Below are 13,144 nucleotides of genomic sequence, written 5' to 3' on the forward strand. Positions count from 1 at the left end.
TGATGTCATCAAGGGGTTTTGTATTGGGCATTATCTTGCGTTGCATCAATAGTAGTGCTGTGTGGTATCACCATTGATGCTTGAATTTATTCAGCTCTCGGCGTTGTTTTTTGTCAGGTTTGGTGTCGGGACGGGCAAGGTTCAAAAGCTTTCGCTGTTCGGCAAAAAACTCTCGCTGTACCATGCTCTCTTCGGTCTCATCATACAGTGTTGCTGCGATGGTGGCATTGCCACGATTTTCGGATAAGGCTTTGATGACCACAGTTTTTTCTTCTAGGCGGGTGGCGTGTCCTTGGCGGATGGTGAGTGTATCCGCCATTATGTAGCACTTGCACAAAACTTTTAGTTATAAAAGCAGCCAAATAGCTGCTTTTTTGGCTGTACCACTCTATCGCACTAAAAGCCCCAAAGCTTCCTGCAATATCGTCGCAACTCGCTGTCCTTCAAATTGTGTTTTGAACACAACATCAGCGCCACAACCAATTTCAGAAAATAATTTTTGCGCATGTTTAATTTTCTTGCTTTCCTCTTTTCGCAATGAATCAGAGTCCGCCACATTTTTACTCTCTAAAACCAAATTCAGCGTCTCGCCAGAGTCGGTTTTCACGATATAAGCAAAATCGGGCGAATAAGTCCCACCACCTGCTACTGGAATTTTGATAGAATTTTTTGGGATTTTAGTGAATACGATCACTTCTTGAACTTGATTGTCTGTGATGTTTTCACGCTCTAATCCGCTGTCGTAAAATACACTTTCAAACAAAAATTCTGACAACGGAGTGGCATTGTCATATTGCGTACCCAAATCCGAAGCATTAACTTCTGTCAAGGCATTGCCTTGATTATCGGTAAATTTTGTCGGATGAATGCTGCCGCCAATATGATTATAACCTACTTCAAATGTATTGAATGAATTGAGTAGCAACCAGCGGTTAAAACCTGCATGAATTGCTCTGATCGTTTGTTCATTTAGATATTTTGAAATATCTAGGGTATCACGCACAGCAAAAAAGGCTTGATGCAAGGTTTTGATTTGGATCAACGCCGTTTGCGATAATTTCAATAAAAATTCACGGTAATTAATCGTATTAATCGGCTCAAACACTTCATCATACACGCTGCCTGTCGCTACAGAGGTCAACAGCCCATTACTCACTTTGATTTCTTGCTGCGCAGTGCGTATGCTTGTTGGTGTGAATTTATCAGTATTATCACGCAAATACTGTGTGAATAAAGCCAGAAATTCTGCTTCATCTTTGATTTTATATTGCAACAAGGCTTTTTGGTTAATCGCCTCCCATAAAGCTTTGAGTTCATCATATTTACCCACGCGCATTTTGACTTTTTCCATCTTATCACCCGAGCGGATAATTTTGTCTTTTTTCAGGCTACCTGAAACTTCAAACGCTTTGGGAAACATATTTTTGGTTTCAGTAAAACCGTTTTCCACAAAAACATCATTGTCATCAATCAAATCTGCTAATTTCTTACGAATATTTTTCTTGCTTTCATCAGGATAGGCTGCCAAGATTTTTTCAAGCAATTCATCATTCAATTCTGTAAAAATAATTGGCTTTGTTATCGTGCTATTAACTTCTTTTGTTAATTTTTCAATAAAATCACTTTCACTGCTATCCACAAAATAGTTTAAGAAAAACGCATGATCTTTCACACGAGCCATATATTCATTCACTGGCAAGCGCAAACCACGCCCAACTTCCTGTAATTTACTGGTTTCACTACCACTGGAGCGTAATTTACAAATTTGAAATACATTGGGATTATCCCAACCTTCTCGCAATGTCCATTTTGAGAAAATAAAACGACGAGGATTGGCCAGCGATAACAAGGTTTCTTTATCGTGCAAAATTTCATTTACTTCCTGCTCGATTTTGTCGTCTTTATCGCTGTTATCGCGTGAAAAATAACCGCCATGTGTCTTACTAATATCACTTAATGCCGTTTGCCAATATTGGCGTAAAAACTCATCGCTTTCATTTTTGAGAATATTTTCTAATTCGGCTTTTACAGTTTTCTCAAAAATACTTTTTAAACTGCCTGAAAGCTGATTTTTGTCATCACGATAGCCTTGAATATCGTCAATAAAAAACAAAGTCAGCGGTTTGATGCGTCCGCCATTACGCATAAGCAGTTGTTTTTCTAATGCAAAATGCTGTTTTACCGCTTGGCGCATCATCTTATTTCGCACACTGTCATTGTATGAATAAGGGTTTAAGCTATCCCCTTTTTTCAGCTCGATACCGTTACTCAACACCAACTTGCTTTTGTTCATTTCCGCAACAAACAAATCATCAATCGCTTGATGAATACGGCTTAACAAATCGCCTTTGCTTAATTTAAGTTCTTGTTTATTTGAAATAAAAGTCGCTTCTTTGCCGTCCAAATCAATCAGCTTAATTCGCTCGCCGCTATCGCCGTCAATCTGTTCGGTAAACGCACGAATACCCTTGACCAAATCATCATTAAAGGCATCAATCGCACTTAGGCGATAAAGCAAGTTATCAAATTGATTATTAAATGTCGCGCCATATCGCAAGATAAATTGAGCATTGAACTTTAGAATATTTGCCCATGTTTTAGCTGTATCTCGGGTTGGGAATTTATGCGGCTCATCCACAATCACAAACGGTTTTATTGCTGCCAACGCCTCAAACGGCACATGATATTTATCTTTGAGCAGATAACTGCCATCATTGCCTTTGTCTGTGCCAGCCATCGTGTCGGAATTAATCATGCCTGCATTGATAAGTAGTACATGGATTTTTTGTTCATCATCCGCTTCTACAAAGCGCACGATTTCATAAGGCATGGACGATTTTTTTGCCCTAGACTTTTGGCTTTCCACCACATACAGTTTGATTTCTTTTTCGCCATAACGCCCTTCAAAATCTTTGCGAAAATGCTCGGCAAGGGACGTGCTTTGCAAAAAATTCTTCGTTCCTGCCTTAATGGAAAGGGTCGGCACTACCACGATAAACTTAAACACGCCAAGTGTGCGGTTTAGCTCAAACATGGTTTTGGTGTAGGTATAAGTCTTACCCGTTCCTGTTTCCATCGCAATATCTAGTACATTACTGCCTGAAAGCGGTATGTCTTCCACGCCATTGGCTCTTTGGATTTTCTGCAAATTATCCGTTTTCAGATTGCCTGAAAACACAATTTCGGGATTTTCATCTCGGCCGCCGTGTTTTAAATGCACACAGTCGAACACACTCAAAACCGATTCAATCGCCCGTTCTTGGTGTGGTAAGTTTTTTTCGTAAGTAAAACCAGCCATTAAAAAACCCTCGCAAGCACGCTTAAATTATTCAAACCTTTTTTATTGGCATAGGTTTTCACCGCTTGCGCCAATTCTTTCTGTATGGCACTGTCCATATTTTGGCTAAACAAAACAATGCGTCCAGGCACAAAATCCTTGTCGTTGTCCAGTTTTTCAATCAAGGCTTTGACGCATTCAGAATGAAAACCGCTTGCCAGCAAATACAGATGCTGACGGCAGTAATAAGCCGTGTAGCCTGCCAAATCAATGGCTTGCACTTTTTCAGGCAGTCTGCAACCGTCATACACACGCCAAGTGGTTAAAAGCGTGTGTAATTGTTCATCGCTCAAAGCCGTATCTTTGGTATCGGGCAAATCCGCTTGTTGTGGGTTGAAATCATCGGTTAAAGCAGCCTGAAAATTGGGGACGGTTTCAAAGATTTTGAAACCCAAATCGCCTGAATAATCGGGATTTTCAGCGTGGATTTTTACGGCCGCTAATTCAATTCTTGCCTTTGTGATTTCAAATAAATTATGTGGCTTTTGGTGTTTCTCCAACCAATTAATTGCATTTTGAATTATTTTTTTGTTTTCTGCGCTTGCAGTCTTTAATGCTTCATCTAAATTTTCTGGTAATTGGATACAGATATATCTTAAATTTAAGTCTTGATTTTCTCTATTTAGTTGCTTAACAGTATGGGCAGTTGTGCCAGAACCTGCGAAGAAATCTAATACAAAGTCATTATTTTTTGCATTAGATATAGCAATAAGTGATTTAATTAAAGTAGTGTTTTTGGGATTTGAAAATATATTTTTCTGTCCAAATAAATCAGTTAGTTCTTGGCTACCCAGTTGATTATGACCAAATAAAGTATGCTCCCACCAGTTTGTTGCACACTGTCCTTCTTCCTCTCTTTCAAATTTGAAATATTTTTTTCTTGGCAAGCCATCCCCATTATTTGTGAATATAATACGATTGTCTTTTAATAACTTATCAAAAGTTTCATATTCTCCCATCCATTCTTCAATATATACTTTCCCAGTAGGCGTAGTAATTGAATAGGTTGTTCCAGTTTGGTCAGAACCAGTTTTCCAAGGTTTAGTTGCCCAATCCCCTCTTGGGTCATTATCGGGATTTGAAAACCTTCCAGTTAGAGGCAGTTTGCCAACACCACTTGTTTTATAATATTGTGAATTTTTTGCATAACACAAAATATGTTCTGCGACCAAACCTATCATTTTTGTTTTATCATTTGGTTGATTGTGCCTACGTCTCCAGTGAATATGTCCTTCAAAATTCTCTTCCCCAAACACTTCATCACATAAAATCTTTAATTGTGCCTGTTCATTGTCGTCAATGCTGATAAAAATCACACCATCTTCACGCAATAATTCACGTGCCACATACAAACGCGGATACATAAACGTCAGCCACGCACTGTGCGAATTGGATTTTTGGCGGTAAATTCCAGTACACGTTCGGCCTCTTCCAAGCTCATACCGCCCAGTTCCGCCAACTGCTGCGGCGTAAACTTACGATCGTCTTGATAGACAAAGCCGTCCGAACCTGTGTTATACGGCGGGTCAATGTAAATCATCTTAATTTGGTTTTTGTAGGCGTGTTTCAAGTGTTTTAGCACTTCCAAATTGTCGCCTTTAATCAACAGGTTTTCGCTGTTGGCGTTTTCAGGCTGCCTGTTGTGTTCCGTATCTTCTGCCAGTAAAGTTTCAGGGGGCGTATCTTTCAAAACACGCGCATAGGATTTACCCAGCCAATTTAGGCTATAACCTTCTTTTTGTGTATGAATGCCGTCTGAATGCAAAATTTCTGCCAATTTATCAGGCAAAAATGCACCATGCTTGTCAAAGCAATTGGGGAAATGCTGTTTTAAGAGTGCAAGCCGTTCATTTTCAGGCTGCGTGTTTGATGAAAACAAGGTTTCTTGGGTAAGCTCAGTCATGACTTACCCCCTTGAGTTTTATACTGTGCTGTGCTGTGCTGTGCTGTAAAGCATAGTCAATCCTTTATTTAAGTCAATATTTTATAGAAAAAAATGGCTTGTCTTATAAAGACAAATTCTCACAACCTATAATTTTTAACACCTGCATCATAAAAATCGCCCCAAAAGTACCTCTGGCGATTTTATTACTGATGTTTTGTGGGCTTTCATGAATGCCTTGGGTCGCCAATCTTTCTGAGATTTCTACATAGCTGATATTGCGTCTGGCGATTTCAGCCTTAAGCAAACCTCTTACATAGTCTTTCCAGTAAGTTTCATCGGAAAAATCGTGATTTTGTTTTGTCATCATTGTTTCTCTAACAACACTAAATATATGTTTTCATTATACATGATGAAAAAAGTATTTGCAAATGTATATTATTGTGATATAATCATCATATATGATGATATAAACACATATTGGTTGCTAATTAATTATTATTGGAGAACACCATGCCACAACACTTCCTCCTCTCTGCTGAAGCACGCAATCTATCACCGATTGCTATTGCTCGCATGAGTGAACATGAGGCAGTGATGACAATGAAGAAATTGCGTTGGGGTGAGGGTAAGGATGTAATATGCCCTCGTTGTGGCAAGAAGCATGAGGCTTATTACATCAAATCTCGTAAACAGTGGCAATGCAAGGAATGCAATTACCGCTTTTCAGTGACAGCGGGTACGTTATTTACTCATCACAAATTGCCGCTTCGTGATATTTTATTTGCCTGTAGCTTGTATGTGAATGCAGCCAAGGGTATTTCTGCCTTACAAATTGCCCGTGATTTAAATGTACAATACAAAACCGCTTTTGTACTGCTGCATAAAATCAAAGAAGCTTTAAAGGTGCATAAACAGCGAGAGTCGATGCAACTGAGTGGCGTGGTGCACATGGACGCTACTTATGTCCATTCTAGTCAAAAACCCAAGAATAAAAAGAGTGAGCGTGTTGATAGACGCTTAAAACAGCATGAGAACCCGCTAAAGCGTGCGATTTTGGTTATGCGGGATAGTTTTGCCAAGCAAGATGATAAACAAGACGCCAAACAAATTGGTGCAAGAAATACCATTGCCTTTGTTGCCAAGTCTGAAAACAGCAAAGTTGTTAATAATCTTGCCAATAAACATATTGCCAAAGGCAGTACCATCCATACCGATGAAAGCCCAGCTTATGACAACCTGATTTATTTTCACGACCTAAAGCGCGTCAACCATCAAAAGGAATATCGCTCTGATGCTGGTGTGACCAATAACTTAGCAGAAAGCTATTTTAGTCGCTTTAAGCGTATGTACTATGGGCAAGTTCACAAGATGAATAATACCTACCTATACGAATACGCCAATGAAATCGCTTATCGTGAAGATACTCGCCGTCTTAGTAATGGTGTCATTTTTAATGATGTGGTATCCAAATGCTTAACCAGTTTGCCTTCTGATGATTGGCGTGGTTATTGGCAAGGCAATAAAAAGCGCGTCGAAACTTTGGCAGCGTAGTTTTATGATTGCGATAGATTGCGATAACTTACGATAAACTGCGATAAACCACGATAACTTACATAAACAACAATCAATCATTGGAGTATCTCTCATAGCTCAATCTCATGTCACAAGCGGTATCGCCAACAAAATCAATCTCCTAAATAAACACAAGCAAGCTTTACTTAAGCAAATCCAAGATATCGATCAACAAATCAGCATTCTCACCCAAGCAGCTTACATCATGGGTGAGGCCGAACAACTACCAAGGCTACGCAGCTCAGTGTTTAATCAAAGCATCAAGACACTTGTTGTACAGGTGCTTAAGCAAGCAACACAGCCTTTATCCGCCAATGAGATTACAGAACAGGCGGTGTCACTTGACAACCAACCACAATCAAACCAAGAACCCATAGAAGTCACCGCCAAACACCTAAAAGCTGCTCGTAATGCACTGAATTTTTTAATCAATGATGGCGTGGTTAATAAGATTGGCTCAAAGCGGGGTGAAGTGAAATATTTATGGGCAGCAAATCAACAAAACCTTGAATAATCAGCTACATTCACAAATAAAAGCAGCCATTTGGCTGCTTTTTAGTGGTAGTTCTTGTGCAGGTGCTACATAATGGCGAGTGTATCGCCGACTTGCAGTTCTTTACTTACCTTGATTTTAGCACCGTTCATGTGCACTTTGCCAGACTCGATGGCTTCTTTGGCTAGGCTACGAGTGCGGAAAAATCGTGCTGCCCATAGCCATTTATCGGCTCGTACCCGAGTTAAAGTGTGTTCTGTCATGAGTTAATTACCAATTCGTAGCTATATTGCAAGCCTTTTATTCCCATATAATCTTTTGAAGTTCTGACAAACCCAACTTTTTGATACAAAGCTTGAGCGGTGATATTTTTGTGGTGAACACCGAGCACAACTTTATTGGCGTGCAAGCCATGATGGCAAATAAACTCACCCAATCGCATCAAAGCTTGTTTGGCATAGCCTTTACCTTGATGGGCAGGATTGATAGACATTGAGCGTAGCAGCAAGGAATTTTGATCGTCGGTATAGTGATATTTATTATCACCTTGATCTAATACAAAAAATCCAACAACCTCATCATCTGATACAATCACAATTTTATGTACGTCAAGCGTATGATTGTCAAGCCATTCGTGGGGTGGTCTGGTAAATTTCGATTGCTCATCATCAAGAGAATACATCAATGATAAATGATGCTGTGGCTGCAACAATGTCAGCTGAATCATATTCAACCCCAAAATAAATCCCTATTAAGCTTTGGCAGTAGATTGGATAACAAACGTCATAAAATTTCAATCACTGTAAATTCTTCAAAAATTAGCCACATTTTATCATCAAATACGCCAAACTTTTCAAAAAATTCTTGATGAACTGTCCGCCAATATGCTAAGGATAAATCGCCTTCGCCTTCTTTTTTGGCAAGTGTTTCATCCACTTCATCAAAGCGGATGATGAATTGAGCGGTGTTTTGGATAACGCAGGCGGGAACATTTTGCCCATCGGTGATGACCTGTAGGCTGCCCACAGGCGGGAGTGGCTCAGCCAAATGCCATGCCAAAGCCGTGCAAGTGGCTGTCTTTTTGCCACTTAGCACGAGCTGTACGAGTTCATTTGCCATTTGTGGATTATCGCCAAATGACCAATGGGGTAGGGTGCTGATATCCATCACTTCAAAAACAGTTGATAGCCCACATTATCCGTCAAATTATCACATTCATAACCAATCTCGGTGAGTGCGTCTAGGATTTGGCGGCTGCTGCCTTTGGATGCTTGTAAGCCGACCATGATACGACCTTCGGCGGCACCATGATTGCGATAGTGAAATAGGGTGATGTTAAAATCTTGACCCAGTTTTTCAAGGAAATTAAGCAATGCCCCCGGGCGTTCTGGGAAAATCACACGGAACAACTGCTCATCGTCCAGATTGGCATGACCGCCAATTAGATAGCGGATATGGGTTTTTGATGCTTCATCATCGGTCAAATCATGAGCGGTGTAGCCGCCTTTGGCTAGGATATCGCTGATGATGGCACGCTCTTTTTGACCTTCTTTAAGCCCGATACCGACGAACACATGAGCGGGGGCGGTGGGGTTCAAAGCATCGACACGATAGTTAAACTCGGTGATGTTGCGACCTTGTAGCACACGACAAAAGTCCAAAAACGCCCCTGTTTTTTCGGGTAATGCCACTGCAAAAATCGCTTCTTTTTGTTCGCCAATCTCGGTACGCTCGGCGATGTAGCGTAGGCGGTCAAAGTTCATGTTCGCACCAGAGACGATGGCGACGCAGTTTTTGCCCGTGATGCCGTGCGTGCTTAGGTATTTTTTCATCCCTGCCACAGACAATGCCCCTGCAGTCTCGACGATGGCACGATTTTCTTCAAAGACATCTTTGATGGCGGCACAGATTTCGTCATTGGTGCAGGTGATGACATCAGGCTCAACGACCGTGCCTGTGCCGTCTGATTTCATCATTTTGGCGACTTCAAAAGGCTTTTCGCCGATTTGGGCAACTGCCACGCCATCGGCAAAGAGTGAGACTTGTGGTAAGCGAACTCGCTCGCCTGCTTCAAGAGCGGCTTTTAGGCAGGCTGCGCCTTCAGGCTCGACGGCGACAACCTTGATGTGCGGGGCGACTTCACCCAAAAATGCCGCCACGCCTGCAACCAAACCACCACCACCGACAGCAACAAAGACATAATCAATCTCACGCCATTGTGAAGTCAGCTCAAGCCCGATTGTGCCTTGACCTGCAATAACCAGCTCATCATCATAAGGGGCGATGTAGGTCAGTCCGTCGGTCTGCGATTTGTCAATGGCAAAGTGGTTGGCTTCATCAAAGCTATCGCCATGCAGATGTACCGTACCGCCAAGTGCCTTGACTGCTTGGACTTTGATGTCAGGTGTGGTGGTTGGCATGACGATGAGATTATTAATCCCAAGTCGGGCAGCAGAGTAGGCGACGCCTTGGGCATGGTTGCCAGCGGATGCACAGATGACGCCTTTGGCTTTTTCGGCATCGGATAGTTGGCTGATTTTGTTGTATGCACCACGCAATTTAAAGCTAAACACAGGCTGCAAATCTTCACGCTTGATACGAATGTCGTTATTAAAGCGTTTGGAGAGCTTGACGGCAGGCTCTAGCGGTGTGCGGACAGCGACATCATAGACGGTGGCTTGTAGGATGGCACGAACATAAGGGGTAAGCATGGGGTTTTCCTTTGATATATTAAATTATGAATTTGATTGAGAAATTTCTTTTTGGTATTTGTTCATCAAGCCATGATCTAAGCTTAATAATTCTAAATTGTATGTCAATGCAGTTGCTAAGACAATCGCATCGGGCAGTTTGATTTTGTGGCGACTGCGCAGATTGATGACAGTATCTTCAACAGTTTTATCAATTGCCACTTTGCTGATGCTGTTTAAGAGATGTTCAAGATTTTGTCTGTCTTGGTCTGATAATTGACCAAAGCCCAAAACTTCCATACGGTTGATTGGGCTGATGACGCAATGGTTTAAATCAATGCGATTATTCTTAATAATCTCAATGACATCTGGATGGCCATTATACAGCTCAATGATAAAGCAGGTGTCCAATAGATAATTAGTCCCACTCATCACGCAATGCCTTTTGAATTGCCAAGCCATCACCCAGCTGGTTGCGGTTTGGTAGGGTTTTTATAAAATCAGTGAGTAGCTCGTCTTGCTTTGGCGTAGCAAAAGATTGTAGGGCTTTTTCGTAAGCACTAATGGTGATAAAATCTTGAATACTTTGTCCGTTTTTTTGGGCAACTTGTTCAATGATTTGTAATGTTTGTGGCGGTAGGTCTAGTACAATCATTGGATTTTCCTAAATTTGATACCGTTTATTTTGATTAAAAAAATTGGATATGATAATCAGCTATCATATCCAATTTGTCTTATAAATTCAATGACAAATCAAGCATCCAACTGTGCCATCACATCATCGCTAAAATTGACATTGGTATAAACTTCTTGGACATCGTCCAAATCTTCGAGCATATCAATCATCTTCAGCACTTTTTGGGCGTCATCGATGTTGTCAATATCCGCTGTGGTGCTTGGTGACATGGTGACTTCCATGTTATCAGGCTTTAATTCTGCTGCCAGTAGCGCATCGACCACCGCACCAAAGGCAGTAGGGCTTGTGATGACCAGTAGGCTTTCACCATCGTTTTCGATGTCGTCAGCACCTGCTTCTAGGGCGACTTCCATTACGCTGTCTTCTAGTGAGATGTCATTGAACACAATCTCGCCACGCTTGCTAAATAGATAAGCGACTGAGCCTGATGTGCCAAGATTGCCACCGTGCTTACTAAAGGCGTGACGCACTTCGCCAACGGTACGGTTGACATTGTCGGTCATGGTCTCAACGATGACCGCCACACCGCCGACGCCATAGCCTTCATAGGTGATTTCTTGGACATTGTCGCCTTCGCCACCACCTTGACCACGCTCAATGGCACGCTTGATGACATCTTTGGTCATGTTGGCGGCGTTGGCTTTTTCGAGCACGGCACGCAGGCGTGGGTTGTTGTTCGGGTCTGGGTCACCGCCTTTTGAAGCTGAGACGATTTCACGGATGATTTTGGTGAAAATCTTGCCTTTTGCGGCGTCTTGTTTGGCTTTACGATGTTTGATGTTCGCCCATTTACTATGACCTGCCATAATGCACCTTTTAACAATAACCCAAGCATTTGGGATAAAAATTGAACAAAATTCAGAAAAAATAACTAGGTATTATACGCTTTTTTGCTGATTTTTTCCAATGTCTTTTTTGATTGGTGTACGATGAGCTAAAACCGTTTGCTTAATTCTACAAATGCATGGTTTTTGCGATACTCATATAAGGCGATGTTGCTGTTTTGGTGTTGATACTGCCATGTTAGACGCGGTGTGATGCCCATAAAATGAATATTGCGATGCCAGATACTGCCTTGGATGTGATACTCGTGATTGGACTGAGTTTGGTTAAAAATTGGCATCGGGGCATGATAGCGTCTGTGAGCATAACCAAGGTCAAGCTGAGTGCTGATACCGTGTGCCCATTCTTGTTGCCATGAAGCACGTACGCCATAGCGATGATAGCTGTCATCTTTGTCTTGGGTATCTGCGTGTGTGTAATTGATGCCCAGTTGCCATTGCTGCATGGCAGATGGTGCATGAGCCAGACTTGCTTGGGTAAAATAAGTCTCACCATCTAAATGCGTACGTGTCTGGTAGCGTGGTCTGGCATAATCAAGCAGTACAGTGCTTTGCCACTGGGGATGTGGTGTATATTGCCATGATAGGCTTAGACCTTTTGTCTGCGAAAAATGCTCAAGCTTGGCGGATGGATTGTTTTGACTATGACCGCCGGCATAATAGGTGTGCTCAAGATAAGGGGCGAGACGGACGGCATGATGGGCATCATGGTGAGTGATGCCGATACTTAATTTGCCTGTGGCTTCATTATAAGACTTGGCATCATGATAATACTTAGCACCCAGATGTAGGTCGCCATCAAGCTGATAGCCGTGTGCTAAGGTATGTTTTTTGGCAATGCCGACATGAGCGCCAATCCCGTGTGCGGATTGAGCTTCTTGTGCTGTCCAGTGCTCCGATAGATTGGGGTTGGTTGGTGCGTTGTTGATGTTTTGATCTTGGATATAATTGATACCGCCTGTCAATTGCCAGTCGTCAATTTTATCAATCAAGGTCAAATAATGCGTGATATGCGGGCTGATGATGGGGGATAAATTGCTTTGACTTTCAAGCTTTTGTAGTTGACCTTTGGCGGCATCATATTGGCGATCATAAAATAAAGCGATTGCAAGCTGAAGTCGAATGGTGTTGTGCTCTGGATGCTTGGCAATCAGATGGCGATAGTGCTCAATGGCAGTGCCAAATTTACCTTGATGTTGTGCCAATAAAGCCTGTGCCCACCAAATGAGTGCATCATCTGGTTGATCATGAGCTTGATACAAAGGTAGTAAGTACTGCACGGCTGATACCTGCCCATAAGCCAAAGCACTACCAAAGGCGTGTGCCAGTAGTTGTGGCTGGGCAAGTAACTCATCTTGACTCAGTGTGATAATGCCTGTATCTGAGTCTGCATCTGTAGGCGTAGATGATGTCGCCACAATCGTGGGCAAGGGTGTTATCTGTGCCACAGAGAGTAGCTCTTGGGCATGGCGATCATCCAAGCTTTTGACATTGGCAGTGTCATCAGATGCTGATACAGGTAAGCTGTAGGCAAGTACAGTCAAAATCGCCATAGGGCGTATCTTTGGGCGTGTCAGTGTGTTAAGTGTAGATAAAATTGTCATAATATCCAAACAAAAAAAGGACAG

The 13,144-nt window shown here is 42.0% G+C and carries 13 protein-coding genes and 2 pseudogenes; 2 read left to right on the forward strand and 13 right to left on the reverse strand.

Annotated elements, in window-relative coordinates; translation table 11 throughout:
• Window positions 1-67: 67 nt before the first annotated feature.
• From B0680_RS02025 to B0680_RS02040, 5 genes and pseudogenes are all read right to left on the reverse strand, one after another.
• A pseudogene (locus B0680_RS02025) lies at window positions 68-319 on the reverse strand (RNA-binding protein); the annotation flags it as partial.
• 69 nt (window positions 320-388) lie between these two features.
• Window positions 389-3,298: a type III restriction-modification system endonuclease gene (locus tag B0680_RS02030; RefSeq protein WP_078253384.1), complete on the reverse strand. Its 2,910-nt coding sequence runs from the start codon at window positions 3,296-3,298 to the stop codon at window positions 389-391.
• On the reverse strand, window positions 3,298-4,701 hold the full coding sequence (locus B0680_RS02035; protein WP_265734170.1) for a site-specific DNA-methyltransferase: 1,404 nt from the start codon (window positions 4,699-4,701) through the stop codon (window positions 3,298-3,300). Before B0680_RS02035 ends, B0680_RS02030 begins: the two co-directional genes overlap by 1 nt.
• Before the next feature lie 5 nt (window positions 4,702-4,706).
• Window positions 4,707-5,240, reverse strand: a complete 534-nt coding sequence (locus B0680_RS10940) for a hypothetical protein (protein ID WP_228143733.1) — start codon at window positions 5,238-5,240, stop codon at window positions 4,707-4,709.
• A gap of 103 nt (window positions 5,241-5,343) precedes the next feature.
• Window positions 5,344-5,586: a DUF6471 domain-containing protein gene (locus B0680_RS02040; RefSeq protein WP_078253548.1), complete on the reverse strand. Its 243-nt coding sequence runs from the start codon at window positions 5,584-5,586 to the stop codon at window positions 5,344-5,346.
• A 146-nt stretch (window positions 5,587-5,732) separates the two neighbouring features.
• On the opposite strand from B0680_RS02040, the gene B0680_RS02045 reads away from it, so the two are divergent.
• Both B0680_RS02045 and B0680_RS02050 read left to right on the forward strand, forming a co-directional pair.
• Window positions 5,733-6,773 carry an IS1595 family transposase gene (locus B0680_RS02045; protein ID WP_078253385.1) on the forward strand — a complete coding sequence of 347 codons (1,041 nt, stop codon included), beginning with the start codon at window positions 5,733-5,735 and terminating at the stop codon, window positions 6,771-6,773.
• 226 nt (window positions 6,774-6,999) lie between these two features.
• Window positions 7,000-7,308, forward strand: coding sequence for a hypothetical protein (locus tag B0680_RS02050; protein ID WP_078253386.1), 309 nt, complete (start codon window positions 7,000-7,002; stop codon window positions 7,306-7,308).
• Between the two features lie 71 nt (window positions 7,309-7,379).
• Here B0680_RS02050 and B0680_RS02055 read toward each other — a convergent pair.
• From B0680_RS02055 to B0680_RS02090, 8 genes and pseudogenes are all read right to left on the reverse strand, one after another.
• Window positions 7,380-7,550, reverse strand: a pseudogene (locus tag B0680_RS02055) (RNA-binding S4 domain-containing protein); the annotation flags it as partial.
• The gene (locus B0680_RS02060) at window positions 7,547-8,014 is read right to left on the reverse strand and encodes a GNAT family N-acetyltransferase (protein ID WP_078253387.1); all 468 of its coding nucleotides are present in this window, start codon (window positions 8,012-8,014) and stop codon (window positions 7,547-7,549) included. The pseudogene B0680_RS02055 and the gene B0680_RS02060, both read right to left, overlap by 4 nt.
• 56 nt (window positions 8,015-8,070) lie before the next feature.
• Window positions 8,071-8,454, reverse strand: a complete 384-nt coding sequence (locus tag B0680_RS02065; RefSeq protein WP_078253388.1) for an ASCH domain-containing protein — start codon at window positions 8,452-8,454, stop codon at window positions 8,071-8,073.
• Window positions 8,454-9,998: a threonine ammonia-lyase, biosynthetic gene (ilvA, locus tag B0680_RS02070; protein ID WP_078253389.1), complete on the reverse strand. Its 1,545-nt coding sequence runs from the start codon at window positions 9,996-9,998 to the stop codon at window positions 8,454-8,456. Before ilvA ends, B0680_RS02065 begins: the two co-directional genes overlap by 1 nt.
• A 24-nt stretch (window positions 9,999-10,022) precedes the next feature.
• Complete coding sequence (locus B0680_RS02075; RefSeq protein WP_158078288.1) at window positions 10,023-10,409, reverse strand: PIN domain-containing protein; 387 nt, start codon at window positions 10,407-10,409, stop codon at window positions 10,023-10,025.
• The gene (locus B0680_RS02080) at window positions 10,396-10,632 is read right to left on the reverse strand and encodes a hypothetical protein (protein ID WP_078253391.1); all 237 of its coding nucleotides are present in this window, start codon (window positions 10,630-10,632) and stop codon (window positions 10,396-10,398) included. The genes B0680_RS02075 and B0680_RS02080 overlap by 14 nt, the downstream gene beginning before the upstream one ends.
• Before the next feature lie 98 nt (window positions 10,633-10,730).
• Window positions 10,731-11,480, reverse strand: coding sequence for a YebC/PmpR family DNA-binding transcriptional regulator (locus tag B0680_RS02085; protein WP_078253392.1), 750 nt, complete (start codon window positions 11,478-11,480; stop codon window positions 10,731-10,733).
• A gap of 128 nt (window positions 11,481-11,608) precedes the next feature.
• Window positions 11,609-13,120, reverse strand: a complete 1,512-nt coding sequence (locus B0680_RS02090) for a surface lipoprotein assembly modifier (protein ID WP_078253393.1) — start codon at window positions 13,118-13,120, stop codon at window positions 11,609-11,611.
• Between the last annotated feature and the right edge of the window lie 24 nt (window positions 13,121-13,144).

Source organism: Moraxella pluranimalium, assembly GCF_002014825.1.
GTDB lineage: Bacteria > Pseudomonadota > Gammaproteobacteria > Pseudomonadales > Moraxellaceae > Moraxella > Moraxella pluranimalium.